General features: G+C 41.5%; 25 protein-coding genes and 1 pseudogene. 11 read left to right on the top strand and 15 right to left on the bottom strand.

Annotated elements, in window-relative coordinates:
- The first annotated feature begins 1 nt into the window (after nucleotide 1).
- From QQ041_RS04150 to QQ041_RS04135, 4 genes are read left to right on the top strand one after another with little or no spacing between them, the layout of a single operon-like run.
- Nucleotides 2-1,735, top strand: coding sequence for a hypothetical protein (locus QQ041_RS04150; RefSeq protein ID WP_210454643.1), 1,734 nt, complete (start codon nucleotides 2-4; stop codon nucleotides 1,733-1,735).
- The gene (locus QQ041_RS04145; protein ID WP_285953177.1) at nucleotides 1,723-3,801 is read left to right on the top strand and encodes a hypothetical protein; all 2,079 of its coding nucleotides are present in this window, start codon (nucleotides 1,723-1,725) and stop codon (nucleotides 3,799-3,801) included. The genes QQ041_RS04150 and QQ041_RS04145 overlap by 13 nt, the downstream gene beginning before the upstream one ends.
- Before the next feature lie 29 nt (nucleotides 3,802-3,830).
- A complete protein-coding gene (locus QQ041_RS04140; RefSeq protein ID WP_285953176.1) occupies nucleotides 3,831-4,256 on the top strand; it encodes a hypothetical protein in 426 nt (141 codons plus the stop codon).
- A gap of 25 nt (nucleotides 4,257-4,281) precedes the next feature.
- The gene (locus tag QQ041_RS04135) at nucleotides 4,282-4,578 is read left to right on the top strand and encodes a YkgJ family cysteine cluster protein (RefSeq protein WP_285953175.1); all 297 of its coding nucleotides are present in this window, start codon (nucleotides 4,282-4,284) and stop codon (nucleotides 4,576-4,578) included.
- A 26-nt stretch (nucleotides 4,579-4,604) separates the two neighbouring features.
- Here the strand turns inward: QQ041_RS04135 and QQ041_RS04130 are convergent, their stop codons facing one another.
- Nucleotides 4,605-4,820, bottom strand: a complete 216-nt coding sequence (locus QQ041_RS04130; protein ID WP_285953174.1) for a helix-turn-helix domain-containing protein — start codon at nucleotides 4,818-4,820, stop codon at nucleotides 4,605-4,607.
- 101 nt (nucleotides 4,821-4,921) lie between these two features.
- Between QQ041_RS04130 and QQ041_RS04125 the strand changes: the two genes are divergently transcribed.
- Together QQ041_RS04125 and QQ041_RS04120 are read left to right on the top strand one after the other, a co-directional pair.
- Entirely contained in the window at nucleotides 4,922-5,461 is a 540-nt protein-coding gene (locus QQ041_RS04125) for a hypothetical protein (RefSeq protein ID WP_285953173.1), read from the top strand.
- A 250-nt stretch (nucleotides 5,462-5,711) separates the two neighbouring features.
- Nucleotides 5,712-7,703 (top strand): hypothetical protein, encoded by a 1,992-nt coding sequence (locus tag QQ041_RS04120; protein ID WP_285953172.1) that lies wholly within the window; start codon nucleotides 5,712-5,714, stop codon nucleotides 7,701-7,703.
- Nucleotides 7,704-7,774: 71 nt separating this feature from the next.
- Here QQ041_RS04120 and QQ041_RS04115 read toward each other — a convergent pair whose 3' ends face one another.
- The gene (locus QQ041_RS04115; RefSeq protein WP_285953171.1) at nucleotides 7,775-9,523 is read right to left on the bottom strand and encodes a retron Ec67 family RNA-directed DNA polymerase/endonuclease; all 1,749 of its coding nucleotides are present in this window, start codon (nucleotides 9,521-9,523) and stop codon (nucleotides 7,775-7,777) included.
- A 380-nt stretch (nucleotides 9,524-9,903) separates the two neighbouring features.
- On the opposite strand from QQ041_RS04115, the gene QQ041_RS04110 reads away from it, so the two are divergent.
- The 4 genes and pseudogenes from QQ041_RS04110 to QQ041_RS04095 all read left to right on the top strand — a co-directional run bounded on the left by QQ041_RS04110 (nucleotide 9,904) and on the right by QQ041_RS04095 (nucleotide 12,645).
- Nucleotides 9,904-10,608 carry a hypothetical protein gene (locus tag QQ041_RS04110; RefSeq protein WP_285953170.1) on the top strand — a complete coding sequence of 235 codons (705 nt, stop codon included), beginning with the start codon at nucleotides 9,904-9,906 and terminating at the stop codon, nucleotides 10,606-10,608.
- 141 nt (nucleotides 10,609-10,749) lie between these two features.
- A pseudogene (locus tag QQ041_RS04105) lies at nucleotides 10,750-10,971 on the top strand (YkgJ family cysteine cluster protein); the annotation flags it as partial.
- A gap of 93 nt (nucleotides 10,972-11,064) precedes the next feature.
- The gene (gene aqpZ, locus QQ041_RS04100; RefSeq protein ID WP_285953169.1) at nucleotides 11,065-11,754 is read left to right on the top strand and encodes an aquaporin Z; all 690 of its coding nucleotides are present in this window, start codon (nucleotides 11,065-11,067) and stop codon (nucleotides 11,752-11,754) included.
- A 231-nt stretch (nucleotides 11,755-11,985) separates the two neighbouring features.
- Nucleotides 11,986-12,645 carry a porin family protein gene (locus tag QQ041_RS04095; protein ID WP_048662027.1) on the top strand — a complete coding sequence of 220 codons (660 nt, stop codon included), beginning with the start codon at nucleotides 11,986-11,988 and terminating at the stop codon, nucleotides 12,643-12,645.
- A gap of 98 nt (nucleotides 12,646-12,743) precedes the next feature.
- Here QQ041_RS04095 and recR read toward each other — a convergent pair whose 3' ends face one another.
- The 7 genes from recR to QQ041_RS04060 form a co-directional block, all read right to left on the bottom strand.
- Nucleotides 12,744-13,343, bottom strand: coding sequence for a recombination mediator RecR (gene recR, locus QQ041_RS04090; RefSeq protein WP_019823189.1), 600 nt, complete (start codon nucleotides 13,341-13,343; stop codon nucleotides 12,744-12,746).
- Between the two features lie 77 nt (nucleotides 13,344-13,420).
- Nucleotides 13,421-13,750: a YbaB/EbfC family nucleoid-associated protein gene (locus tag QQ041_RS04085; RefSeq protein WP_017062338.1), complete on the bottom strand. Its 330-nt coding sequence runs from the start codon at nucleotides 13,748-13,750 to the stop codon at nucleotides 13,421-13,423.
- Nucleotides 13,751-13,902: 152 nt separating this feature from the next.
- Nucleotides 13,903-16,137: a DNA polymerase III subunit gamma/tau gene (gene dnaX / locus QQ041_RS04080; RefSeq protein WP_285953168.1), complete on the bottom strand. Its 2,235-nt coding sequence runs from the start codon at nucleotides 16,135-16,137 to the stop codon at nucleotides 13,903-13,905.
- Nucleotides 16,138-16,155: 18 nt separating this feature from the next.
- On the bottom strand, nucleotides 16,156-16,701 hold the full coding sequence (gene apt / locus QQ041_RS04075; RefSeq protein WP_019823185.1) for an adenine phosphoribosyltransferase: 546 nt from the start codon (nucleotides 16,699-16,701) through the stop codon (nucleotides 16,156-16,158).
- 161 nt (nucleotides 16,702-16,862) lie between these two features.
- Entirely contained in the window at nucleotides 16,863-17,234 is a 372-nt protein-coding gene (locus QQ041_RS04070) for a YbaN family protein (protein ID WP_146492282.1), read from the bottom strand.
- Nucleotides 17,235-17,308: 74 nt separating this feature from the next.
- Entirely contained in the window at nucleotides 17,309-17,446 is a 138-nt protein-coding gene (locus tag QQ041_RS04065) for a hypothetical protein (RefSeq protein WP_017067606.1), read from the bottom strand.
- Nucleotides 17,447-17,594: 148 nt separating this feature from the next.
- Nucleotides 17,595-18,698: a response regulator gene (locus QQ041_RS04060; protein WP_048669227.1), complete on the bottom strand. Its 1,104-nt coding sequence runs from the start codon at nucleotides 18,696-18,698 to the stop codon at nucleotides 17,595-17,597.
- A 228-nt stretch (nucleotides 18,699-18,926) separates the two neighbouring features.
- On the opposite strand from QQ041_RS04060, the gene QQ041_RS04055 reads away from it, so the two are divergent.
- The gene (locus QQ041_RS04055) at nucleotides 18,927-19,802 is read left to right on the top strand and encodes a LysR family transcriptional regulator (protein WP_285953167.1); all 876 of its coding nucleotides are present in this window, start codon (nucleotides 18,927-18,929) and stop codon (nucleotides 19,800-19,802) included.
- A 122-nt stretch (nucleotides 19,803-19,924) separates the two neighbouring features.
- Here the strand turns inward: QQ041_RS04055 and purF are convergent, their stop codons facing one another.
- From purF to truA, 6 genes are all read right to left on the bottom strand, one after another.
- Nucleotides 19,925-21,439: an amidophosphoribosyltransferase gene (purF, locus tag QQ041_RS04050; RefSeq protein WP_060982247.1), complete on the bottom strand. Its 1,515-nt coding sequence runs from the start codon at nucleotides 21,437-21,439 to the stop codon at nucleotides 19,925-19,927.
- Nucleotides 21,440-21,473: 34 nt separating this feature from the next.
- Nucleotides 21,474-21,965, bottom strand: coding sequence for a CvpA family protein (locus QQ041_RS04045; RefSeq protein WP_009848678.1), 492 nt, complete (start codon nucleotides 21,963-21,965; stop codon nucleotides 21,474-21,476).
- Between the two features lie 61 nt (nucleotides 21,966-22,026).
- Nucleotides 22,027-22,602, bottom strand: coding sequence for an SPOR domain-containing protein (locus QQ041_RS04040; RefSeq protein WP_052878957.1), 576 nt, complete (start codon nucleotides 22,600-22,602; stop codon nucleotides 22,027-22,029).
- Complete coding sequence (gene folC, locus QQ041_RS04035; RefSeq protein ID WP_146492283.1) at nucleotides 22,603-23,865, bottom strand: bifunctional tetrahydrofolate synthase/dihydrofolate synthase; 1,263 nt, start codon at nucleotides 23,863-23,865, stop codon at nucleotides 22,603-22,605.
- A 42-nt stretch (nucleotides 23,866-23,907) separates the two neighbouring features.
- Entirely contained in the window at nucleotides 23,908-24,834 is a 927-nt protein-coding gene (accD, locus tag QQ041_RS04030; RefSeq protein WP_017062348.1) for an acetyl-CoA carboxylase, carboxyltransferase subunit beta, read from the bottom strand.
- A 176-nt stretch (nucleotides 24,835-25,010) separates the two neighbouring features.
- The gene (truA, locus tag QQ041_RS04025; protein ID WP_004734161.1) at nucleotides 25,011-25,805 is read right to left on the bottom strand and encodes a tRNA pseudouridine(38-40) synthase TruA; all 795 of its coding nucleotides are present in this window, start codon (nucleotides 25,803-25,805) and stop codon (nucleotides 25,011-25,013) included.
- Nucleotides 25,806-25,998 lie beyond the last annotated feature (193 nt).

The raw sequence follows: 25,998 nt of genomic DNA, 5'->3' as shown, positions 1-25,998 counted from the left end.
TATGAACAATGCCGACTATGATGTAGATCTAGTTATTAATGTAAGCCGTATAAGTGATGGCCGTCAGTTTATTGATCTTAATATGGTGTCACTTAAAGGTTTTTTCGGAACCCCTTCAAGCCTTGGCAGAAGTGCTAACGGTATCAATAAAGAATTTTTCAAAGAACATAAAGCCAGCTACTCACAAAATCTGCATGATGAGGCAGTACTAATTGCAAAATGTATCCGAGGGTATGCTCCAGCAGGTAGGAAAACAATATTCTTCGCTTTAAAAGCATTTTTTGATTTTCAAACGAACCACAAACGTCGATTGAGAGATTCATCTGGCCTTCGCGACTACTGTATCTACCTCCAATCTAAAGTGATGTCACGAGAAATAACCAAACAGCATGCGACCTCTAGATTTAACCAAGCTAACTTTTATCTCGTGATGACCGGTGAGATAAACGCTTACTACAAGTACCGTTTCACAGGGCAAAAATATAGAGGCTCGAACACCCCTTACACTAATAGCGAGCTCAAATTAATCATAATCCCTATCGTCCAAGTCTATAAAACTTGCTCTGAGATGATTAAGAATCATATAGAGAAACAGAATGTAAACAAAAGAGACTTTCAGCTTCGTGACTGTATAGAAATATTCGAAATTAAGTTCAAAAAACACGATGTCGTTTTCGAATACATGCAAAGAAACCCTTTGCAGTGGTTTATGCAGAGTGCATACATACTGTTTGTACTCTACACATGGAGCAATGAAAAACAGCTTTGTGAGCTCGATGCTAACGACATAACAAAAAGCGTGGATGGCGTGGAAAGCAACTACCTTTATAAAGGACGAGCAAAAAAATTCATTAGACTGAATATCGGTGTTTCTGGGCTAGAAGCGGATATCAACGGAATTAAATTTTTTGAGGACTATATATCAACACGACAACTGATTCTTAAGTATCTGTCCGATTCAGGTTTCGTAAGCAGCCACAACGCCCTGTTATTCTCACCTCAAAGACAAACAAGCGAAATCACACGTTTCACCCCCCATACCACAATGTTCTCAGCTCACCCTATTGTCATATCGGCTTCACATAGAGATATTGAAATCCCGTGTATTTCGAGTCGTCGCATAAGAAAAACAGTAGAACAAATGACCGATAATGAGATAAACGATCCATTTGTCATTCTGGAAAAAGCTCAACATAACTGGGGTACTTACCGAAAATACTATGCGCATGGGAATATTCTTGAAGCAAGAAGCGCCATAAGTACCGCCTTGAAGCAATTAACTGATTTATGCATTCAACAAGAAGAGTTTGAATCAAGGCAGGAAATTGCAAAGCAATATGATATTAATTTGATTGAGAAACAAGCAAATGATTATCAACTGAATGGGCTTGTTTGCTTAGACAAGCCAAACACTGGAGAGAATGCCAAAGGTTTCATTCGTAAGCAAAATCACCTTGGTAGAAACCCTAAAGTGTGTGCTGACTTTGCGAACTGCGTAAACTGCCCTAAGTGTGCTGTAGTAGATGATGAACAAGCCGTTTACCACCTACTGAGTTTCCAACATATGATTGAGTTTAATAAATCCACATTTATCGGTTCAAATACTGCCAAAAATAAATACATGCATTTGGTAGATAAGATAAACCTAATGTTGCGATTCATCAGCCCTAAAACTCTTGCTAGAGCTAAGAATCAACTTCAAAACAATGGAGTAGCTGACATATGGAGAACTTAAGATCTACTCAGGAAAATATTTCATTTGTTGACAGTCATGTTGAATCCAATCTCAACAAAAGCCTCCCCTCAGTAAGCGAGATCAGCGACGCTTTAACCACAAAGGATTATCGCAAACTTTCTAGCATGACGGTCATCCCTGGAAAGAAGAAACTTCCAGGTATCAAATTTTCTGATGACAGCTGGACAAACCAACATCTTATAAATGAAGACGAAACTTACAGGAAAGCCAATTTCAATGGCATTACCGAAAAACTCAAGGTTGAAGTAAAGATAGTGGGCATATACCTCTTATGGTTTAGCCCCAAAAAGGCAAAACTATCATCAGTAATCAGAATTATAGAGAACTTGATATTGGTGGCAAAAGTACTCATGAAATCGAATATCTCTTCACTCTTCAGCCTTGATAGAGCCCCTATAAGACAACAATTTATGAGTGATATTAACAAGGGGAGATCGAGTGGAACGATCGATAACTACTATAAATCACTCTCTAGAATTGCGGAAATGAAGCATTCGGTATTTGGCAAACATAACTTCTACCTCAAAACAAATTTTCTCTTCCTTTCCCCAGGCCGCACAAATAATCAAACCTATTGTATGCCAATGAATATACTCAACGCATATTGGTCCTCATACATAAACCACTTCAACAACTTTTCTGTCAATAACGACAATTGGAGTTATTTGTGCAATTTACTCCCCCGATACAGTGACTATCTGACAAAAAACAACCTTAAAAAACATAATAATAACTGGTTGTACTTTATCGACGAATTCTGCCAGGAAGAGTTGCAACAGATAGCGAATGACAATCGATGCGCTACCCAAAAGGTTGTAATAGTCCGTTCAGACGAATCCATCGATGACTACAACAACAAGTGTTATACGTATAAGTCATTGAGTGACGGGGAATTAGTTGATATTCAGCTAAAAACGTACAACCGAAGATACCCCAAATACCTAGTTGATATAGAGGATATCTATAACTTTTTCAACCAATTAGCCTTACTAGCAACAGAGGCAATTCAAGCAATGACTGGCATCAGAAAATCAGAAATGGTTTCACTGAAATTTGGCTCTCTCATCGAAGAACAAGACTGGGTTGGAATAAATACGACATTGCACAAGCATGCTGATGAAGGTGGAGTCGAGCAGATTTGGGCAGGAGCACCTTTCATCAAAACTATTTTCGATAAGATTAGGCCAATTGCCCAAGTTATCTTCAAAGTAAGCAACCAAGAGTTAAACTCTTTATACATAAAAACTGATGCAAGGCACTTCTATTCGACCAATCAGTTTCGGCTAATGAAGACTCAAAGAAACTCGGAAAATTTACTAGACTGGACATCAAAACACGAAATAGCCTTAACAAGAGAGGATATAGAGGAGTTTTGGAGCCTAAACCCTAACTTATCTGATCGCCTTAAAGTAGAGAAAGAAATCTACATCGGTGGTAAGTGGCCAATCACATCTCACCAATACCGAAGAAGTATCGCCGTCCACGTTAGAAGGTTAGAACTAGTTACATCAAACCAATTGCTCGTTCAGCTAAAGCATATCGCCAAATCTGTTACTGAGTGGTATTCAGATGGGTTTATATCGAACTCTAAGACAATAGCCAAGCTTGCAGATAGTTTTGCGAAAGAGCTCGAAAATGCCGACCTTGAAAGGTCTGCAACTATTGCAATGCAGTTCCAAAATGGGAGCAATTTATTTGGTAAAGGTGGAAGAAATATAGAAAACCAGAAAAATAAACCCATTAAATCAAAAACATACAAATCATTCGAGCACGCTAAATCACTTGCTAAACGGAAAAAATCGAAAGTTATGTCGTTAGGTAATGGCATGTACTGTATGAACGGATTAGATTGCGAATACAAAAGCATAACCCAAGCAGCAAACTGCAACCCTGATTGTGAAAACATGATAGCAGATAAAAATTCTATCCCCATATGGCTAAAACGATATGAAAAATATAGAGCTTTATTAAAACAAGCAAAGGACAGCAACCAACCAACCAACCGCAAGTATCGAGTTTTTGCGTTTGGAATTAGAAACATATAAGCAAGCATTAGACTTTTATGAGGTAGATTATGAGTAAGGTATCTCAATCGGCTGAGGCGGCACAATTAGCTTTAACCCAGCTAATAGCGAGTGGAAAAAAAGTTAACCAATATGCTGTTGAAAAAAAAGCGGGCTTAGCGAATGGAGCACTGAATTATAAGCACCCAAAGTATGAAGAAATCAAACAACGAATACACGACGCAAAATGCTCATTGAATCAAGAAAGCACAGTATCGAATGACAACTTAAGACAAGTTTGTAACCATGAAAGACACTTGAAAAAAGTGTATTGGGAAAAGCTGAAATTAGCTAACAACAGATTAAAAGCACTGGAAGGAGAAAAGTTAGAGCTACAATATCAATTGTTTCATATGCAAAAGTACTTAGCTGAACTAGAAAAGCTTGGCGTTGCCGATAGCAATATACTAGAATTCCGCCTCCCCGATTTGGACTAACGTTCTAGCATATACAGGTGAACCAATGACAACTTATTCTATCGATGTATCTGACTGGTCACCTTGCATTTCGGATTCCCTAAAGAAGGGTTGTGGTGCTTGCTGTATTGCACCTTCGATTACCTCCCCTATTCCAGGTATGCCTAAAGGCAAACCGGCTGGTACACGATGCATCCAACTGAATGAACACAATCTGTGTAGCCTATTTGGCCAGCCAGAAAGGCCGAAAGTCTGTCACGACTTTACCAGCGATGACTGGATCTGTAGTAAAGGTCCTGAATACGCTCTGCAAACCTTATCAGAACTAGAAACCCTCACTTAAGAAAGTCTAGATTAACTCGATATAACTCAATCAATGTTGGGTAACAAATCGCACACATCACACTCAAGTGCCAAAGCGAGCTCATAAACTTTCTCAAGAGTAATATTTACTTCTCCTCTCTCGATACGACCAACATAACTTCGATCAATATCAGCAATTAGTGCAAGTCTGTCTTGTGATATCTGTTTATTTTTACGTATTACCCTTAGTTGTTTACCAAAAGCTGCAGCTAAGTCTTTCATTTGTCTTCACCTAAAGACTAAGACTATCCTCAGTTGCTGCATACATATCCACGGACTATAATCCTCATTTAAGTGTTATTTAATCGCGGTGCTGCTCCAAAATGACTACCTTACCTGTAAAGTTAAATACTTCTCTTCATAAAATTTTAGTCATAACTCAGCTAGACAACTTTTCAGTTATCGAGCTTAGAGATCAATTTTTATCAATGAGTACATTAAGTCGAAGCAAGGATGATGCAAGACGATATGTGTACAGAAATATACTTAGATTAGAGAAACTTAAACTATTAAGACGCACATACCTTCCTACTTCAAAAAAAGCCATCTACAAAAAAGAACGCGCATTTTTCGAAGTAACGTGGAAAGTCACTAATGAACAAAAAGGGGATAAAAACAGATTAACTAACCACCCAAAAACCCATGACAGGATTTGTAGCCTTTTAGAAGAACGGTTAGACGACTGTCAAAGCAGATACCTGTCATATCAAAATGAGTATGAGACTTACAAAAGCTTAACTAATGACTTCCCGATACTAGCTATGACCCTTTCCGAACCACAAAAAGATACTGCTATCAAAACACTCAAACTAGATGGTGAGATTAGAGCAATTGAAATAGCACTGACACTTTCGCGATCGTAACCCCGAACTCTCCTCAGCTCTGCGTAACATATGTACACTTATAACCCCTCCTCATCGTCGATTTGTAGAGTTATCCATTTTTTAGCACTAATAGCTGAATTACCCCGTGTTCTACCACGGGTTAATTGTTCACATTATCAATAATCACTTGCATAATTTTATTTATGTTACGAACTTCAGAATCACTTCTTTGCCAATCAGACTAATAGCGGTATGATTTTAAAACTAATAATAATCAATAAGTCATCACATGATCACCGACGTCAAAGGTAAGGTTAAGAACCTCAAGTTGTCACCCGCAGAGAGATTAATCCCTGTGCTCGAGGCTGTTGTAAACTCTATTCAAGCTTGTTCGGGAAATAAGGCTCGATTAGAGCTCGAAATTCTTAGACAAACAACTCAAACGACACTAGATGCAGATTCAGATAAATATCAAGAAATTGAATCTTTTCGTGTCATAGATCAGGGCGTTGGATTTACTGATGAAAACCTTACGTCATTCAGAACTGCAGACTCCACTTATAAGGCGCAACTAGGGTGTAAAGGTGTTGGACGTTTTACTTGGTTGAAAGTGTTCGAGTCAGTTTCTGTTGATAGCGTCTATAAAAAAGATAATGAGTTCTATGATATCAAATTCGATTTTTCCATCGACAATTCCGATATTGACACTGTTAAAGCAAACCCAAGTGATAGAAATAAGATACAAACAGTTGTCACTCTAACCAACATAAAGTCTCCATATCAAAAAAAACTTCCTACTGATATTAGTGAAATTGCTGATGAAATACTTGAACACTGTTTAATGTATTTTTTAGAAGATAAAATCGAATCTTTTATCTTGAAGTCAAATACAAATGAATCTATTAATTTAATTGATTACTTCAATGCAAACTTTGACTCTGATGTAAAAAAAACCAAATTCAAGTCTGGTTCTCAAAACTTTAAAGCATACTATTTCCGTAATTATGGACGCCAACGCATTCATAAAATTAATTTTTGTGCTAACTCACGTACAGTCTCAACTTATAAGCCTACTGACTTTTTACCGAATATCCCCGCTTACTTTCAAGACGACCAAGGCAAGCGATTTAGGTACTCTATTTTCGTATCTTCTCCTTATTTTGATGAAAATGTCACACAAGAAAGAACTAATCTTGCGATCGCTAAAGCAGATGAATTATTGGATGATGAACATCCATCTATTGATGCAATCATAGGTGAGTTGATCATAGATTGTGATGGCGTCTTCAATGAATATTTTCAGCCAATGCTAGTTCAACACAGAGAACGAGTGCAAGAATTTGTTGATACTAAAGGATATGAGTATCGTCATGTTTTAAAGCATAGACCTGAGTGGATCGATCTAATAAAAATAGGCTTAGCCGAAGAGCAACTCGATATTGAACTACATAAATTATCTCGTGATTTTGAGACTGATCTTAAAACAGAAGCGATTCAAATAAAAAAATCATTAAAAGAAAGTAAGTCAATCTCATCAGAAGAGTACAAAGAGGCATACAAAAGATATACATCCGAAATTAATGATATTGGAAAATCCAATTTAGCTAAGTACATTGTCCATCGTAAAAGCATTATTGATATTTTTGAACTTAATCTTGAGTTACAAAATACAGAAAAGAAAAAGTATCACTTAGAAAACACAATACATGATGTGATTTTACCACTATCGAGCACAAGTGATGATATAACCAACCTCTCACAAAATCTTTGGTTAATTGACGAAAGAATGTCTTATCATGCCCTTCTATCGTCTGACAAATCTTTTGAATCAGTTACGGATATCGATTCAAGGGAGCGTCCAGATGTTATGTTGTTTAACAATCCTATTGCTTTTTGCGATGATAAAGACGAGCCAAGAACAGCAACCATCATAGAGTTTAAACGCCCAATGAGAGATGACTATGATGATAACGAAAATCCTGTAAAACAAACTTTAGGCTATGCAAAAAAACTACGTGATCGAGATTATGTGAATGCCAAAGGTCGTAACCTATACCTCGCTAAAGGTGTCCCTATCTACTGCTACATAATTTGTGATCTAACTAAGAGCATTCGTGAGTATTGTGCTGATAACAATTACACTCCAACTACCGATAACAACGGCTATATTTGGTACCATCGCGACTACAATATCTATTTTGAGATACTATCTTTCAAGAAAGTACTGTTAGATGCCAAAAAGCGAAACACTTCATTATTCAGAATGCTAAATTTACAGTAACAGATTTTCTCCTTAACCAAAAAGCCGAACTCAATGAGTCCGGCTTTTTGGTTTCTAAAACTATACATTACCTACAGATTACTTTCAAAATGATCTATTGCCTTAGTCATACGTTCAAATAAAGGGTGAAATCCATCGAAATTAATAGTGTCTTTATTTGGCTTAACAACTTCAGTAGCAAAAATATTTTTTCCATAAAAGTTAGACTTTGGTGTTCTCTTTTCCGTCGGATCAAAAGTACGACCATGTACCTGTTGGTTCCATAATGACGTCTCAAAGAGGTTTTCTATCATTGTGTCATTTGTACCATCCAAAGGCGTAACAATTATGTACAAATTATGCAGAACATGAACAAAGTCAGCCTTTTTGATATCAATTTTAATATCACCTGTTGAGCTTGCTTCTGGAAAGGATACGCAAGTTTTAATCTTTGCTAAAGCTTTTGTAACATCGCCCAAGCCGCTATCGTTATCAAGAACAATAATCACTGGTTGTTCAGGTTTAGGGGCAGTGTACTTTGAGTAATGTTGGGAATAGCTACCTATAAATCCAGCAAGGTATGAAGTCCCACCAAATAACTCTAATAAAAATCGAGTTCTTTTACTGTAATTAAAATAGTTTACAAGGCTTTCATAAGGCGTTGTGATAGCTAATTTAGGATATGTTGCCGACAAGCGTTTGATAGCAGACGCTAAGTATATGTTATCTGTTTTGCCTTCACACAAGATCGTTGGTTTCTTAGGTGCATAGAACCATTTATAGAACAAGAACTGGCTAAATGTTTTCTCTCTTCCCGAGAGAAGATTTCTAGTTTTAAAACCGTAGTTACGATGAGTATAGTGTATGCTTAATTTCTCTGGGTAAGTAATACGGTTATACAAGTCGATTGAATCGATAAAGTTCAAGCGCCCTTCTAGCTCATTGATTGTCCCTGGTACCTCTTGATCGTTGCTCAATTTAGTATAACTACCATGATGGAATAAACGGTTACACATCGACTTAGTTATTCGACGATACTCCTTTTTCACACCAATTTTTTTGTTAACAACCAGCCCAGTAACGTCTTGTCGAGAGTCCTTATATTGAATGCGCGTCTTTTTGTGATTGATTTGGAATCCCGACCTTGTAATCTCATGCAGTAGCCTCTTACTAGGTGTATAAGCACCATTACTTTCTTCCATAATTTCAACTGGAAATACCAACTTTCTTGTTGAGAACGTTATATCATCTGCATATCGAGAGTAAGTGCAGGAATTCCTATTAGCTAATTTTAGCAACTGAATATCTAGGGAATGTGTTATTAGATTAGTGATTACAGGCGAACATGGACTACCTTGAGGCAGTTCGTCATTAAAACACGCTATTTGAGCGATTGTTGTGGCAACCTCGTCACTGAGCATAAAATTACGATTCTTTTGAAAAAAACCTCGGACACGCCCAAAGTTGAAAGAACCAAAAAAGTTGTCAAGGTCAATATTGAGTACATTTTTAGTGTTCTTATGCATTTCAGCATTAGTAATTATTGAGCGTTCTCGAACAAAGCCATGGGCTAATCCACCTTTTACATTCTTAGCTTTATTAATATCGTCAACACAGTCTAAGAGTAACTCTGACAAATTCTTTTGAAGACTTTTTAGCTTAGCCGAAGGTGCATTTATAGTCCTCACTCCACCGCTTTTTTTGGGTGTTGTAAATGAGGTATAATTCGACGCAGGTGGTGTTTTGTATAAGATATATGTCAAAATTGACGGTTTGAATTTTAGCAGCAGCGCTAAGTCCACTCGTGAATTACACGCCTTAAGTTTGGTAATCGCATTCATAAGTATCAGCTTTATTTGAGGGATAATAGCTTACGGGCACTCCTTTGCTCTGTCAGGGATATTAAGAGAAACTGTAACATCACGCAAAAGGCAAGTCTCTAGGACATTTTTTCCACTGATTGCAGATACGCAACCCAAAAATCTGCCCGTAAGCTGTACATAATCTATCACACATTATTCCGTATGGCCTACTACTAGTTAGAATAATAAAAACATAATGTTACGAGCATCACATAAAAGCTCTAACGCAATAAGTCCGGCTTTTTCTCATTATACCCTAAAGTGACACTCTGAAATTTTACCTATTTTAATAGCTTTCCCCAACGATTTGATAACATTTCCATTTCACATGTTTAATTTGCGTAGAGAAACAATTGAAAATGAATAAATTCACATTAAAAATAATTGGCATATTAAATGACCTTAAAGAACCATATCAAACTCTCGAGCCACGTTTCTCTGAGAGATCCATCGCTTACACCATTGGAGATATCGGTAAAATAATAAAAGCTCCCACAGTTTTTTCTTTAACAGCGAGCTTACTATCTCTCATTACACCCGACTCTATCGATGTCATTTTGTTTGCTGGGATCGGTGAAAACTTTCAAAATATAGGCGGGACTCTGGCTTTATATTTTACTATATTTCTGTACGGTATAATTTTATTGACCCACAACCTAACGAAATCTCTTTACGGATTGCTCCTCGTTTGTATTGATTGCACTTCAAAATTAGGGTACCTCATCGTAAGCGTCACGATAGGTATTGGATTAGGCTTACTACCACTTATAATTGTTGAGACAGCAGATATGGCTTTAATCAAAGACATGATATTCGACATACTTGCCCTCCTGATATTAGCTGTAGTATTTCAACGCGCTAGCTACCTCTCGAGAAAGAAGAGTCTTAATTCGATTTATAGCCAATTAGTTGAAAACCAAAACCATGCTTGGCCTATCGTACAAGCTACAAACATGCTGATACTAGAGAATCAAGCTTTGCTAAAGTACCTACTATCAATTAGCTTAATTGTGGTTGCCTTAGTGTCAGGCTTTACATACAACTTTGATCTAAAAGATAGTTAACGTAATTTAAAAACTATTAGAAAATAACAGTCTTCATCAGGCCGTACTTTTGCGCGCACGCTATCATATTTAGAAAAGTCTAATAGCTTAATTTCAATAAGATAGGGCTTTTCTAAACTCCTTTAACAAAGGTACGGTTTATGCTGTGTCGCTCCAAGTATTACATCTGCTATTCCTGGAATGCCAAATGGCAAGCCTGCTGGCGTGCGTTGCATTCAATTAAATGAGCAAAATCTCTGTAAGCTATTTGGTCAGTCTTCACGCCCCAAGGTGTGTCACCAATTTAAAGCTTGTCCTATCATCTGTGGAAAAACAGATCAAGAAGCACTTGATAACCTTATTGAGCTCGAAGCAATAACCTAACAATACTTTTCTTTTTATATATGCCCAAGATTTCACAACTTTGATAAATTTAAACTATCTTATTGATACTGGTAAAGATTAATAAGGATAGTTATGAATAGGTATATCGCAGAAATGTTCGGTACATTTTGGTTGGTATTAGGTGGTTGTGGTAGCGCCGTGTTGGCCGCTGCTTTTCCCGATGTAGGTATCGGCTTACTCGGGGTCTCCCTCGCCTTTGGTTTAACCGTACTCACCATGGCCTTTGCTATTGGGCATATATCAGGTTGTCACCTCAACCCAGCTGTCACCATCGGTCTATGGAGTGGTGGTCGCTTTGATGGCAAAGATGTTGCGCCTTATATTATTGCCCAAGTGATTGGCGGTATTATCGCGGGTGGCGTGCTATTTGTTATAGCTTCCGGCCAAGCTGGCTTTGATGCCGCGGCGTCTGGCTTTGCTTCCAATGGTTATGGTGAACACTCACCGGGCGGCTACTCGCTTACAGCAGCACTAGTCTGTGAAGTAGTTATGACCATGGTGTTCCTATTCGTGATTATGGGCGCGACGGATTCAAAAGCACCGGCTGGATTCGCACCTATCGCTATCGGTCTATGTTTAACCCTAATTCACCTTATCAGCATTCCTGTAACCAACACCTCAGTGAACCCCGCTCGAAGTACTGGCGTAGCTGTGTTTGTCGGTGATTGGGCTGTGTCGCAATTATGGATATTCTGGGTTGCACCGATTATTGGTGCCGTGATTGGCGCAATGATCTACAAAGCAGTGAGAGGTTTTTATTAAGTCCTATAACTCAATAAAAACCTACGTTAAATAAATGCAAGGCCGTTAAATTAGCGGCTTTGTGTTTTATGTCGTTTAGTTACTTATAAAGCTCTACCTGTATCTTCCTATCACATCGGTCACCTCTAGCTTGATAACTTTTGGTTAACAGGGCTATTCCATTGAATCATTAGCCGCAGTTGTCAGTGCTGCGCATAATGCACCCCATTCCCTATACCGATGGACATAACAATGAAAAAAACACTACTTGTACTAGCTCTTTCTTCTTTAACGGCAACAACAGCTTTCGCTAACGAATCGGCACCAACCCCTGAATTAATGCCAGAACCAATTAAAACCGAGTTTTTTGTTGGTGGTGGTTTGGGTTACCACTCAGCTAAAGCTCAAATCTCTGGACCTGGCTTTAAAGAAAGTAAAACAGCCAAAGGCGCTGCTTTCCATATTCGTGGCGGTGCTTACATTCAAGAAAACCACAGAATTACTGGTACGATTAACTTTACTGGTGACAATGAACTATGGCATAGCCGTGGGGATCAGGACGAAATTAATCTAGATTTAGCTCAGACAGAGTTCCTTTTATCTTATGACTATATTCACGCCATTAACTCTCAGTTCTCCGTATTTGGTGGCGCGACGGTTGGTATGACACAAAACACTTTTAAAGGCGAGTATATTGATCTAATTGACTCTTCAGAGAATGGTTCAGCTAAATCTAAAGAAACTGACTTTGTGTACGGTTTACAAGCCGGTGTTCAATACAAGATCATGAAAAACGTTTCTGCCGATTTCCAATACCGTCATATGTTCGAATCATATTCTGAAGGCAATTTAATTGAACTATCTGTACCAAACAACAGCGAGTTTACTGTGTCTGTCGATTACCGCTTCTAATTAGATAGTGATATTCAGCTAAAGTGAATATAGGGAAGATATTCAGACTGCCTTAATAAAGAAAAAGCCGCTCAGTGATAATTCACCAAGCGGCTTTTTTAGATCTTATGACGACCGAGTAAGGAGTGCGAAAGCGTGGTGCCATCCACCAGCTCTAGCTCACCACCAACGGGAACACCATGAGCGATACGGCTTGCGTTCACTTCATGGGCATTACATAGCTCAGCAATGTAGTGCGCTGTCGCTTCCCCTTCAACTGTCGGGTTGGTCGCTAGGATTACTTCAGAGATATCACCACGTCGTAAGCGGTAGTCCAGCACATCGAGACCGATATCACTTGGACCAATACCATCAAGTGGTGAAAGGTGACCCATAAGAACAAAGTAACGACCAGAGTATTGGCCAGTTGCTTCGATAGCTGCAATGTCTGCAGGGCTCTCTACTACACAGATTTGACCATTTTCCTGACGTTTAGGATTGGTACAAATGTGGCAAGTATCTTCTTCAGTAAAAGTACGGCACTCATTACAGTGACCAATTTCGGTCATTGCTTGGCTAAGAGCTTCAGCCAACTGTAGGCCGCCTTTTCTATCGCGCTGTAACAAATGAAAGGCCATACGCTGCGCCGACTTGGGGCCAACCCCAGGTAGACAACGTAAGGCCTCCATCAAATGCTCCAGCATATGACTGGTACGCATAGTTAACCGTTCTAATTTTCAAGTAACGGTTTACTCAAGATAAACCGCAGCTTGAATAAACCTTTAGAAATAGTTTCTTAGAAAGGCATCTTCATACCTGGTGGAAGTTGCATTCCGCCAGTTACGCTAGCCATTTTCTCTTTTTGAGTTTCTTCAACGCGACGAGCCGCATCGTTGAAAGCAGCAGCGATAAGATCTTCAAGCATCTCTTTATCGTCTTCCATTAGGCTTTCATCGATATCAACACGGCGAACGCTGTGGCTACCAGTGATCGTTACTTTTACAAGGCCAGCACCTGACTCACCTGTAACTTCCATATTTGCGATTTCTTCTTGAAGCTTTTGCATGCGCTCTTGCATTTGCTGGGCTTGCTTCATCATGTTGCCCATACCGCCTTTACCAAACATGTTAATACTCTCTGGTCTAATTGGTTTATTAAAATTAATTAAGCTATACGTGCTTAAATGGGGGTTAAGCCAGTGTGATTCAACCCCTCGATGTTCAGTTCTCAGATTTGCTTATCTGGGATGATATGCCGGTCACTAAACGAGAAAGTGTTCTAGATAGGACGAACGCTGTCTCTGTCGAGTTCTGCAGCAAAACGTCTTTCGATAAACTGTACGTTGGCATCGTTTTCCAAACTGGTAAACGCGTCTTTCAACTTGCCTTGGTACAACCTTTCTCGTAATTCTAGTGGCGTTTCTCCACCATCACCGATTTCAACACTCAAATGACACTCTTCTCCGAGCACAGTATTGAGCGACTGTAATAGTTCGCTCTGCGCGCGGTCCGTATTCAAGTGAGCTTGGCTCGCTCTTAACGTTAAAGTGATTGATGTGTCGTTTTTAGCAAACACTGAGTTCAATGCTAACTGTTCAACAAGCTTGGCTGTCTCTAGCTTTTGAATCGTGGCGGACCATTCATCTTGAGCAATCGACTCTTGAAGCAATTTATCGACCATTTCTGGTGTCTTAATATGCTCTAACGCACGCTTGATCTGAGTAGGTGTAAGCTCTTTGCTCACCTCTTTCACTACAGGTTTAGACGGTTTCCAGCGATAAGGTTCATTATCATTGGTTACCTTTTCTGCAGAGGAGGCAGATAAAGAAGCTGGCGACACCCGCTCAGAGCCACCGTGTTGCTGAGCAACTCGGTCAAGAACTGAAGTTTTAGCTGGTGTCGCTTTAGCCTTTTTTGGCGCTGAACCTTTGTTGTCCGGTGTTGTACTACCCCTGCGTTGAGAACGCAATTGGTGGCGTAAACCACTGACAGGTGAAGCCGGACGTTCTGATTGTCCTTGCGGAGCAGCAGAAGCAGGTGGCGCTGAAGGTGCAGCGTTTTGCGGCTGAGCTGGCGCTTGATTCTGATAATTCGATTGTTGAGGCTGCTCTGCACCGTAGCTAGGACGTTCGTCATAAGCCGGTGGCGCATCGTACTGACTATGCGGGTAACCCTGTTCTGGATAACATTGGTTGCCTGCGTGATCAGCGTAACCTTGCGAATCTGAATACTGTGCCGGATTCTGCTGTGGAGCCTGTTGTACCGATTGTTGCTGCATAGCTTGCTGTTGAGGCGCCTGTTGTTGCATCTGAGGCTGTCTCGGAGCTGCCATTGGCGCAGGTTGGCTCACAGATTGAGCAATGCTCTGAGCTTGAGCTGCTGGTGCAGTGCTTGTCGACTGAGTCGAGATTGCTGTTGCAACCGTTTGTTCAGCAGGTCTAAAGGCCAACATGCGTAAAACTACCATCTCAATACCAACACGAGCGGTTGGCGACAACGGTAAGTCTTCACGACCTTTCAACACGATCTGGTAGTAAAGCTGAATGTCTTGAGGGCTTAGTGCCTTACTCAACAGTTCTAGCTTCTCAGCATCCGGTTGGACTTTGTCTAATGTTGACGGCAAAGCTTGGAACATCGCCAAACGATGGAGTTGAGTCGCAAGCTGATTCAGCAAACCATCCCACTCTACGCCGTTCTCAGCAAGGTTTTGGATACAAGCCATCGCCTCTTGAGGCTGCTTACTGCTGATCGCTTCAAGCAGGTGAATTGCTTGGTCGGTGTCTAGCGTACCGAGCATGTGAGCCACGGTGTCTGTCACGACATTACCGTTGCCTAATGCGATAGCTTGATCCGTTAAACTCAGAGCATCACGCATACTGCCGTCAGCAGCATGAGCAATCATCCCTAGCGCACGAGGTTCAGACGTCACACTCTCTTGTTCAAGAATGTGGTCAAGCTGTTCGTGAATATTATCAACGCTGATCGGCTTAAGATGAAACTGCAGACAACGCGACAAAATCGTCACAGGAAGCTTTTGCGGATCAGTCGTTGCGAGCAAGAATTTCACATACTCAGGCGGCTCTTCTAACGTCTTTAGAAGCGCGTTAAAACTGTGCCTAGAAAGCATGTGTACTTCATCGATAAGGTAAACCTTAAAGCGACCACGCGCTGGCTTGTACTGAACATTGTCCAGAAGCTCACGGGTATCTTCTACCTTGGTACGTGATGCCGCATCGATCTCTAGCAGGTCAACAAAGCGACCTTCATCGATCTCTTTACAAGTTGCACATTCACCACAAGGGGTTGAAGTAATGCCTGTTTCACAGTTAAGTCCCTTAGCAAACAAGCGGCCGATGGTCGTTTTACCGACACCGCGTGTTCCGCTAAATAGGTACGCGTGGTGCAACCTATTTTGGCTAAGGGCATTCTCTAATGCTGTTAAAACATGGGCTTGACCAACCACTTCTTTGAATCTGGTTGGTCGCCATTTTCGCGCTAACGCAAGATAGCTCATGAATAATTCCGAAAAGGATTAGTGGCCGTCGAATTCGCAGATGCTAAACACTTCTAGACCTAAGCCCTGTAAGCGCTTGTCACCACCGATTTCTGGAAGGTTAATAACAAATGCAGCGTGTTCTACCACACCACCTAGCTGACGAATCAACTTTGTTGTTGCTTCAATCGTACCGCCCGTTGCTAGCAAATCATCAACCATCAACACTTTATCGCCTTCAACGATAGCGTCAGTATGGATTTCTAGCGTATCTGTGCCGTACTCAAGCTCATAAGATTGTGCCACAGTTTCACGAGGCAGTTTGCCCGGTTTACGAACAGGAATGAAGCCAACACCTAGCTCTAGTGCCAAAGGCGCACCAAATAAGAAACCACGAGCTTCAGTACCAACGATCTTAGTAAAGCCCATGTCCTTGTATGTTTCCGCTAGCAGGTCGATTGTCGCTTTGTAAGCCGCTGGGTCTTCCATCAAGCTTGTTACGTCACGGAATAAAATACCCGCTTTAGGGTAATCAGGAATGCTTTTGATGCTTGCTTTGATCAGAGAGATTTTTTCTGTGTTCATAATCTTATGCACTTCATTAGGCCGCTTTCCAAACTCTCGTCAACGAATCAAACATCAACGCTTGGAATTAAGGAAAGGTACGATTGGTATTCATTGCAACGAGAGTCATAACTCTGATTGCTGAAATAATAAACGCCCGCTATACAAGCAGGCACACTGGCTTAATGGTAGTGATTTTCTTTGCTGTCAGCAACCAACTCATGAGTTGGAAGTCGCATAAACCATGTGAGAAGAATAACAAGTACACAAATTAGGAAGGCCTTGACCCACATGATAGGGGCAAAGTAGATGGATAACGCAAAACTCAACAAGATAAAGAATACGCCGCGCGTTTTAACTTGTTTGGTTACGGCACCGTGTTGGTACCAATTGTTCAGTAAAGGACCCAGCGTTTTGTGCTCGTGCATCCATTTATGAACTTTCGGATTACTTCGCATGAAGCATGCGCTAGCAAGAAGGAGAAAAGGTGTGGTTGGCAGAACAGGTAAAACTATCCCTAGAACTGCGAGAAATATGCAAAGGCCACCAGCAATATTGAGACTTAAAACTCGAACGCTAATTGTGGCCTCCTTGAGTTAGCTATCGTTAATCAGCGACGACAGCTTAACTAGAATGTTGCGTAACCATTGAATACACGGATCAACGTAAGTGTTGCAGGTAGCAATGGGATCATTAAAAATGCGGCTAGAAAGCCTAAAAAATAGAATACATTAAACGGGTCTTGAAAGTCTTTGTTATCTGCCATGATTGCTTCTTGTTTTTGTTAGTAAAGGTAAGTATCTGGCGAACCAAACCCGCTTTGCTAAATCGACATTTAACAAAAAAGGCATAGCCGCACCATTTGCGCAACTATACCTTAATCAATTATTCACAAAAACCGAGGAAATATAGGGTTAATCGGTAGACCCTTGGTGTATGTCTAAACTAAAACTTGCCGCTCCAAGTAGGCTTAACGAAAGTTGGCAGCCCTGTTCGATCGGAAGGTCCCGCGTTATAAAGTTCTTCTTGCAGTTCTCGCCCAAGCGCTCACCTGCTGCAATATGTTGATTCAATTCACCATTCGACCATTGCCCATCTAAGCCCGCAGGTAAAATGGAGATGGTTCCCTCGGCAAGGTCGGCAACACCAAACAAGGCATTCACTGGGGTAGAACATTTAGAGCAACGAATCCCCTTCTCTAAGATCTCAGCAATATCTTTGAGATCAACATTAAAATCTTTTCTGTTTCTTATGTAATCGTGGAACAGCGCTCTCACCAACAATGTTGTTGCTGAGCCGCCATTATCAGAAGACGATGAATCGACGAGGTAAAAAGCAAATTGCCCGTTCATCATCCACGCATAATCAAACACAAGTGGCATCATCTCTGTTGATTGCAGTAAACGGTAACTGCAACGCCATGAGCCTTGTCGCGTATCTTTCTCTGGAAGCAGCGCATGCAGTAAATCTTTTGCTGCGCTTGGATTATCTTGAAGGTAATTCAGGTGCCAATGCAGTTCTTGGTCTTCAGGGATCTCTCCCCCGTCATCCACACAGAACCACTGGCTCGAAAAATCTCGTTGGTCTGAAATGTTATCGAACGAATCTGTCAATGTATTCGCAATCGCACTTCCTAGATGACCGTGATCCTCTAACGGTTTCGCTAAAAAGTCTTTAATACCAAATCGCAAGGCTTTCGCCACATCAGACATATCATCAGTGCCGGACACCACGATCATAGGCAGTGACGGGTACTCTAAACTGAGCTCTTCCACAAGCTCTATGCCATCAAGTATTGGCATTGATAAGTCACACACAATTAAATCTGGCGCTGAGTCTCTAAGCTTTTGCAGAGCGTCCAGTCCATTTTCAGCCTCAACCACTTTATAACCGACCTTGTCTAGGTACGCGCTGGTTATACGGCGAAAAATAGGATCATCATCAACCAACATCACGCATTTTTGGTTAATTACTTCCTGAGCCGAGGTCATTACTGGCTGACTGTGAGTTTTGTACATAATCTATAACCTCACAAAACTAAGTCGAATTATTATTGTTATCTGTTCTAAGAACTAATATAAAACTTAGTAATAAAATGCTAAATACACAAATTTGCACTCTTTGCTGGTAATTCGTGACCAGGGTTGGAATACTTGTAAATAGTGCAACGAGTTGACGTAACGCAAACATTGATCTCACTGTTACGTATAAATTAGATGAGATTGTAAACAAATGTGTCTGGATTTATGAAATTAGATGATTTAAACCTCTTTCGACTCGTCGTTGAAAATGGGAGCTACACCGCAACATCGCGCAAGACTATGATTCCGGTTGCGACCATCACACGACGCATCCAAGCCTTGGAAGATTCTTTGAACCTTAGGCTTCTCAATAGACACGCGCGTAAACTTTCTTTAACAGAGGCAGGCGAACGTTTCTTCAATGAATGCTCTCCGCTGTTGCAACGTCTCTCTTCTACCGCAGAAGAGTTAGCTGACGTGTGCAAAGGCGCTTCCGGTAAGATTCGTATTACGGCCCCCTCAAATCTGACCAAGCGCATGATGATGCCAATGTTCAGTGAATTCATGACTCAATACCCTGATATCAATATTGAGCTGATGATGAACAACCAAGCAGATCAGCTGGATCCAACTGAGTGGGACGTAATTTTCCGTGTCGGCCCGCAGCGTGATTCAAGCCTAATCGCTCGCAAAATCAGTGAAGTCAAAGATATTCTTATCGCGAGCCCTGAGTACTTAGCGAAGAACCCAGCTCCAAGCCATGCTGAAGAGCTAGCGAACCATTCGCTACTCAAAGGCTACCCGCTGATTAAGTGGCAGCTGAGTAATTCGAATGAAGAGACGGTGGTAAATAGCGAGAAAGGCCGTTTCAACGCCAATGCGCTTAATGTCGTGAGACAAGCTTGCTCAGAAGGCCTAGGTATTACCCTGATGCCTGACGTGATGATTCGTGAATACATTGAAGATGGCAGCTTAGTACAAGTCTTAGAAGACTGGAGCGCTAACCCTCGTGATATTTATATGCTTTACAACCACAAAGACCATCTACCAGAGAAAGTTAGATTGTTTATTGATTTTGTGATCGCGTACCACATTCATTAAGATCAATCCCCTTCTCCACAAACAAAAAAACCAGAGCCGATGCTCTGGTTTTTTATTTTCTGTATCGCTAGCAATATTGAATCATTGCTAGCAAAAACTCTTTATTACTGACGAAACGCTAATTAAGCACCTTCATTGTGTAACTCTAAGTTCGCAAGATCTTGTTGAATCTCACGTTGAACCTTTGAGTCGTCATTACGCAAAGAGTCTAGGAAATCTAGGTACGCTTGGTCGATATCGCCCGTTACATACTCACCGTTGAATACTGATGTATCGAAGCGTGCGATGTCTTGATTGCCCATGCCTACTGCAGAAATCAAATCTGGTAGTGTTTGGAAAATCAGAGCATCTGCGCCAATCTGCTTACAAATCGTTTCGTTATCACGACCATGAGCAATCAGCTCTGTCGCGCTCGGCATATCAATGCCGTAAACGTTAGGGAAGCGAACCTCTGGAGCCGCTGATACCATGAAAACCTTGTTTGCGCCAGAATCACGAGCCATCTCGATGATTTGCTCTGATGTCGTACCACGAACGATAGAATCGTCAACTAGAAGAACGTTCTTACCTTTAAACTCAGAGCGGATTGCGTTGAGCTTACGGCGAACCGACTTCTTACGTTGTTGCTGACCAGGCATAATGAACGTGCGGCCAACATAGCGGTTTTTCACGAAACCTTGACGGTATGGCTTATTGATCGCTTGAGCAATTCGTAGCGCGATATCATTTGATGTTTCAGGAATTGGGATAACCACATCAATATCTAAGTCTGCATACTCTTCTTTAATACGCTTACCAAGCATCTCACCCATCTCAACGCGTGCGCTGTAAACCGAAATTTTGTCGATAAATGAATCTGGGCGTGCAAAGTATACAAACTCAAAGATACATGGGTTTAGTTGTGGGTTGTCTGCGCATTGCTTAGTGAAAAGCTCACCGTCAAACGTTGCGTAGATAGCTTCACCTGGTGCTACGTCGCGCATGAAGTCAAAACCAACAGCATCGAGTGCTACCGATTCAGACGCTACCATGTACTCTGTTTTACCTTGAACTTCACGCTTACCAAGGCACAGTGGACGAATACCATGTGGGTCACGGAATGCAATCATACCGTGGCCGATGATCATCGCAGTTACAGCATAAGCACCACGAATTGTACGGTGCACATTTGCAACAGCGCGGAAAACGTCATCTGAAGTCACGTTACCTTTAACGGTATCGATCTCATGAGCTAATACGTTCAGTAGGACTTCAGAGTCAGAGGTTGTATTTACATGACGACGGTCTTTTTCGAACAACTTTTCACGCACTTCATTTGCGTTCGTCAGGTTACCGTTGTGTGCCAACGTAATGCCAAAAGGAGAGTTTACGTAAAAAGGCTGAGCTTCAGACGCACTTGAACTACCCGCTGTAGGATAACGAACATGGCCAATACCAACTTCACCTTGTAGGCGCTGCATGTGTTTTGCTTCAAAAACATCTTTTACTAAACCGTTCGCCTTACGCAGACGGAAACGATTGCTTTCTATGGTACAAATACCAGCGGCATCTTGGCCACGATGCTGCAATACCGTTAAAGCGTCATAAATAGACTGGTTTACAGGTGTTGAACCCACGATTCCAACAATACCACACATGTCCTAATCCTCGATTTTTCGACATTAACTGGCGCTAGAGCGCGCCAGATAAGAAACTAGATGTTGCTTGTAAATGCTCGAAGAACGGCGCAATGATTCGACTAAATTCCGGAACCAATTGCGAATTCTTCCACCACTCAGAACTTGGGAATGCAGTAAACGCATCCATGAAAAACAACACTGCAGAAACAATCAAAACACCACGTAAGCCACCAAAGACGACACCGAGGATTCTATCTGTACCTGACAGGCCTGTTTTCTGAACTAGCTGACCGATGACATAGTTAACTAAGGCACCCACAACTAACGTTGCAACAAACAATGCTGCTATCGCAGTTCCGTTTCGAAACATCTCATCTTCGATATTGGTGAAGTACATCGCTAATTTAGCGTAGTACTGGCTAGCAATAAAAAATGCTCCAAACCAAATTACGAGTGACAAGGCTTCTTTAGCGAAACCACGAACTAAACTGATCACGGCAGAGAAGCCGATCACGCCTAAAATGACAAAATCTAACCAATTCATGAATTCTTCATCTTAAGTTGGCGCGCATTTTAACAGAAAAAATGCTGACGCAAACGTTTTCTTATGGATTTAACGGTTTAAATTTGAGCAACTGGCCTTTTGAACCCGTAATTTTTTCTAATTCCTTAATTTGTCGCTCAAGTTTGGATTTAGAGACATCCGGGCCAATAATTACTCGCGTAAAAGTTTTTTCTTGCTTGGTGTGAGCCTGATAACCGCGCTTTTGCAGATCCTTAACAACATTTTTTGCGTTGTCAGCATTCTTCAAAGCCATCAATTGAATAATCCAAGCACTGTCTTGGTATTCATTTTTTTCCGGTACTGGCTTAACCACGACCGCCACTTTGTCTGCTTCTTTATTATTGGAAGAAGACGCGGTTTGCGTGTTTGAATTGTCAGTACGACCACTTTCAACCACTTGCTCAACCGGAGAATCCGGTAGCGCTATCTGATCTTCAACGGGATCGAGTACTTCAAACACTTCAACATTACTATCAAGCTCAGGCTTAATCGGAATGCTTGCAAACTCTTCTTTATAGTGGAGCTTCTTACCATCTAGCACATCGGGCAATACAATCACGCCAATGGCCACTAAAATGATGGTGCCGACTAATCGGCTTTGGAATTTACTTGCCATTTAGTTTCCTTTTTTCTGCCAATGCTCCAACACTTCACCCACGGTATGGAAAGAACCGACAACCAACACAACATCGTCACCTTTAGCAGCAGCTAAAGCCGCTTCAAACGCTGCGACAGGGTTTGAATGCTGCTCTACGCTGTCAGGTAGGCTTTGACACAATTCAGCGGCTGTCGCTGCGCGTGGCCCTTGTAATGAAGCTGGATACCAATGAGTTGCGATTGGCGCTAATACTTCCAATGTCGCTGGGATATCTTTGTCATGAAGCATGGCGACTACAACGTGTAAATTTTTACCTGCATACTTCTTCGTAACTTGCTGCGCAAAATATTCAGCAGAATGAGGGTTGTGCGCCACATCAAGCACAATCACGGGTTGTTCGCTAATTTGCTGCATACGCCCTGGAAGCTGCGCATTCTTCATACCGTTAACAACGTTCACGTCACTAATACTAAGCTCTGATGTGCCCAATGCCATCAACGCAGTTGCAGCATTAGGTAACGGTAGGCTTGGAATAGGTAGCGATTCCAGTTGAAATGCGCCACTGCGCCAGTTCCACGTATCACCGTCAACATCATAGGTGTATTGGATACCAACTTGGTAGAACTCAGCCTTAATGTCATCAGCGTGTGCCGCAACCGTTGCCGGTGGTTTAGGTTGACCACAAATAGCTGGTTTACCGCTACGATAAATGCCCGCTTTCTCAAAGCCAATTACATTGATGTCATCACCAAGCCAGTCAACATGGTCGACAGCCAAACTAGTAATCACAGAAACATCATGCTCAACGATATTGGTAGCGTCTAAACGTCCGCCTAAACCAACTTCTAATAGCACAACATCAACCGCTTCAGTTTGAAACGCACGTAACGCAGCTAAAGTGCCATATTCGAAAAAGCTCAGGCTAATTTCGCCACGCTCTTTTTCAATGAAATCGAAAGACTGAACCATCTTTTCATCAGATAGATCTTGGCCGTTGATACGAACACGCTCGTTATAGCGAATTAAGTGGGGAGAGCTATAGACACCAACTGAGTAACCAGCGTCCAATAGAATCGCTTCCATCAGTGCACATGTAGAGCCTTTGCCATTGGTTCCGGCAACAGTAATAACATGTTGAGCAGGTTTGGTAAGGTTTGCCTTAGAGGCGACGGCCTGAACTCGGTCTAATCCAAGATCAATAGCGGTTGTGTGGATGTTTGATAAATAATCAAGCCACATCTCCAAAGAGGATGTGGCTTGAGGAATAGGTTGTTGACTCATCTAACTCATAACCATAATTAAGTTGGTTTGTTAGAAGGTACTTTACCCTTTTTCTGGCGCTTCTGGTACTTCATAAGTAGCTTCATTCGGTGAATCGTTCACAGAAACTACTAATGGTGAAGGCTGGTTGGTCATTTTAGCAACAAGGCTTGCAACGCGCTGACGCATCTCACGACGGTCAACGATCATGTCGATAGCACCGTGGTCTAGAAGAAACTCACTACGTTGGAAACCTTCAGGAAGGTCTTCACGTACCGTTTGTTCGATTACACGACGTCCAGCAAAACCAATCAGTGCTTTTGGTTCACCAATGTTGATATCGCCAAGCATTGCCAAACTTGCAGAAACACCGCCCATTGTTGGATCAGTCATTACTGAAACAAACGGTAGGCCTTTCGCAGATAAGCGCTCTAGAGCTGCACTGGTTTTCGCCATTTGCATTAGAGACATCAATGCCTCTTGCATACGAGCACCACCACTTGCAGAGAAACAAACTAAACCACAGTTGTTCTCAATAGCAGCATCTACCGCTTTCACAAAGCGAGCACCAACAACAGAACCCATTGAGCCGCCCATGAATGAGAATTCAAAAGCACACGCTACAATAGGTAAACCAAGCAGTTCGCCTTTCATTGCAACTAATGCGTCTGTCTCACCACTGTTCTTTTGAGCAGCAGAGATACGTTCTTTGTAACGCTTTGAGTCTTTAAACTTCAGCTTGTCTTGTGGCTCAAGATCAGCACCGAGTTCAACACGCTCACCTTTGTCTAGGAAGGTATCCAGACGACGACGTGCTTTCATGCGCATGTGATGGTCACATTTTGGACATACTTCTAGGTTACGCTCTAGTTCTGCATGGTACAGAACCTGCTCACAAGAAGTACATTTAGTCCAAACACCCTCAGGGATAGACGCTTTACGAGATGTTACGATGTTGCTTTTTTCTAAAATCTTTTCAAGCCAACTCATGGAAGACCTTTTTGTTTCGATTCTTCCGCTTGATTGCGAAAGAAATAAATTTGGGAATTATGCGTGGGAATTAAAGCACATAAAACAGCGACTGTAGATAAAAAACTGGTTGTACCTATTTTCTGGCACTATCTTACGCACTAAACCGTAATATTTTTTGAACCTAAGTCTCACATTTAGTTCAAATTGTCCGGCAAAAATAGAGGACCAATTGGCTCTCGTGGTAGCTCAAAATGTTCAGGATAATCAACATCCACAAGATACAAACCTTCCGCTTTTGCAGTTGCGCCGGCTACTTTTCGATCTTTAGCTTCTAAAAGCCACTGGATCCACTCTGGTTTCTGCTCACCTTTACCTACGGCAATAAGGCTACCAGTAATATTCCTCACCATGTGGTGAACAAACGCATTCGCTTTAATATCAATCACAATGTAGTGTCCATGACGAGTCACGTTCAAGTGAATCATGTTTCTCCATGGGCTACGGGATTGACAATGTGTTGCCCTGAACGAAGTGAAATCATTCTCACCAAGTAAGTACTGACCCGCTTCGTGCATTTTTTTCTCATCAAGATGGCCATGATAATGGCTCACGCCTGAATTCAAAATGCCAGGGCGAAGTGCATGGTTAAAGATAATGTAGCGATAACGGCGGGCAGTTGCTGAGAAGCGAGCATGAAAATCCTCATTCACTTCTGTCGCCCAACGAACCGCAATATCTTTTGGCATGTTGGCATTCGCGCCCATTGTCCATGCCACCATTTTACGATCGACATTAGTTTCAAAGTGAACGACTTGTCCCGTACCGTGAACACCGGCATCTGTACGACCTGCGCACATAACTTCTACAGGGTGATTCGCGACAACTGAAAGAGCCTTTTCCAATTCTTCTTGGACACTTTTCACGTCTCGTTGGCGCTGCCAACCAAAGTAGTGGGTACCGTTATATTCAATACCTAAAGCAATTTTCATGTTCTTGTTCTCTTTGAAAATGGGCGAGAAGTATATACGGAAATCAGTGCTAGCCCAAATAGGATGGGGCTAAAACTTCAATAAACAATCAGCATCGACCTAGGCGGTGCTTTTGGGAAAGCAAATCAAACAATAGAGCTCTGTATCATCTAAAAATAAAGGGTAGCCAACGCTACCCTTTATGATTTGTTAA

The organism is Vibrio sp. TMPB1044 (genome assembly GCF_030442075.1).
GTDB classification, from domain to species: Bacteria; Pseudomonadota; Gammaproteobacteria; order Enterobacterales; family Vibrionaceae; genus Vibrio; species Vibrio satsumensis.
The sequence above is the reverse complement of the archived record's forward strand: the minus strand, read 5'-3'. Positions and strand labels throughout refer to the sequence as shown.

What these genes read in the sequence shown, in the direction of transcription:
- QQ041_RS04150 (WP_210454643.1), top strand. Translation starts at nt 2, where the DNA reads ATGAACAATGCCGACTATGATGTAGATCTAGTTATTAATGTAAGCCGT.
- QQ041_RS04145 (WP_285953177.1), top strand. Translation starts at nt 1,723, where the DNA reads ATGGAGAACTTAAGATCTACTCAGGAAAATATTTCATTTGTTGACAGT.
- QQ041_RS04140 (WP_285953176.1), top strand. Translation starts at nt 3,831, where the DNA reads ATGAGTAAGGTATCTCAATCGGCTGAGGCGGCACAATTAGCTTTAACC.
- QQ041_RS04135 (WP_285953175.1), top strand. Translation starts at nt 4,282, where the DNA reads ATGACAACTTATTCTATCGATGTATCTGACTGGTCACCTTGCATTTCG.
- QQ041_RS04130 (WP_285953174.1), bottom strand. Translation starts at nt 4,820, where the DNA reads ATGAAAGACTTAGCTGCAGCTTTTGGTAAACAACTAAGGGTAATACGT.
- QQ041_RS04125 (WP_285953173.1), top strand. Translation starts at nt 4,922, where the DNA reads ATGACTACCTTACCTGTAAAGTTAAATACTTCTCTTCATAAAATTTTA.
- QQ041_RS04120 (WP_285953172.1), top strand. Translation starts at nt 5,712, where the DNA reads ATGATCACCGACGTCAAAGGTAAGGTTAAGAACCTCAAGTTGTCACCC.
- QQ041_RS04115 (WP_285953171.1), bottom strand. Translation starts at nt 9,523, where the DNA reads ATGAATGCGATTACCAAACTTAAGGCGTGTAATTCACGAGTGGACTTA.
- QQ041_RS04110 (WP_285953170.1), top strand. Translation starts at nt 9,904, where the DNA reads ATGAATAAATTCACATTAAAAATAATTGGCATATTAAATGACCTTAAA.
- aqpZ (WP_285953169.1), top strand. Translation starts at nt 11,065, where the DNA reads ATGAATAGGTATATCGCAGAAATGTTCGGTACATTTTGGTTGGTATTA.
- QQ041_RS04095 (WP_048662027.1), top strand. Translation starts at nt 11,986, where the DNA reads ATGAAAAAAACACTACTTGTACTAGCTCTTTCTTCTTTAACGGCAACA.
- recR (WP_019823189.1), bottom strand. Translation starts at nt 13,343, where the DNA reads ATGCGTACCAGTCATATGCTGGAGCATTTGATGGAGGCCTTACGTTGT.
- QQ041_RS04085 (WP_017062338.1), bottom strand. Translation starts at nt 13,750, where the DNA reads ATGTTTGGTAAAGGCGGTATGGGCAACATGATGAAGCAAGCCCAGCAA.
- dnaX (WP_285953168.1), bottom strand. Translation starts at nt 16,137, where the DNA reads ATGAGCTATCTTGCGTTAGCGCGAAAATGGCGACCAACCAGATTCAAA.
- apt (WP_019823185.1), bottom strand. Translation starts at nt 16,701, where the DNA reads ATGAACACAGAAAAAATCTCTCTGATCAAAGCAAGCATCAAAAGCATT.
- QQ041_RS04065 (WP_017067606.1), bottom strand. Translation starts at nt 17,446, where the DNA reads ATGGCAGATAACAAAGACTTTCAAGACCCGTTTAATGTATTCTATTTT.
- QQ041_RS04060 (WP_048669227.1), bottom strand. Translation starts at nt 18,698, where the DNA reads ATGTACAAAACTCACAGTCAGCCAGTAATGACCTCGGCTCAGGAAGTA.
- QQ041_RS04055 (WP_285953167.1), top strand. Translation starts at nt 18,927, where the DNA reads ATGAAATTAGATGATTTAAACCTCTTTCGACTCGTCGTTGAAAATGGG.
- purF (WP_060982247.1), bottom strand. Translation starts at nt 21,439, where the DNA reads ATGTGTGGTATTGTTGGAATCGTGGGTTCAACACCTGTAAACCAGTCT.
- QQ041_RS04045 (WP_009848678.1), bottom strand. Translation starts at nt 21,965, where the DNA reads ATGAATTGGTTAGATTTTGTCATTTTAGGCGTGATCGGCTTCTCTGCC.
- QQ041_RS04040 (WP_052878957.1), bottom strand. Translation starts at nt 22,602, where the DNA reads ATGGCAAGTAAATTCCAAAGCCGATTAGTCGGCACCATCATTTTAGTG.
- folC (WP_146492283.1), bottom strand. Translation starts at nt 23,865, where the DNA reads ATGAGTCAACAACCTATTCCTCAAGCCACATCCTCTTTGGAGATGTGG.
- accD (WP_017062348.1), bottom strand. Translation starts at nt 24,834, where the DNA reads ATGAGTTGGCTTGAAAAGATTTTAGAAAAAAGCAACATCGTAACATCT.
- truA (WP_004734161.1), bottom strand. Translation starts at nt 25,805, where the DNA reads ATGAAAATTGCTTTAGGTATTGAATATAACGGTACCCACTACTTTGGT.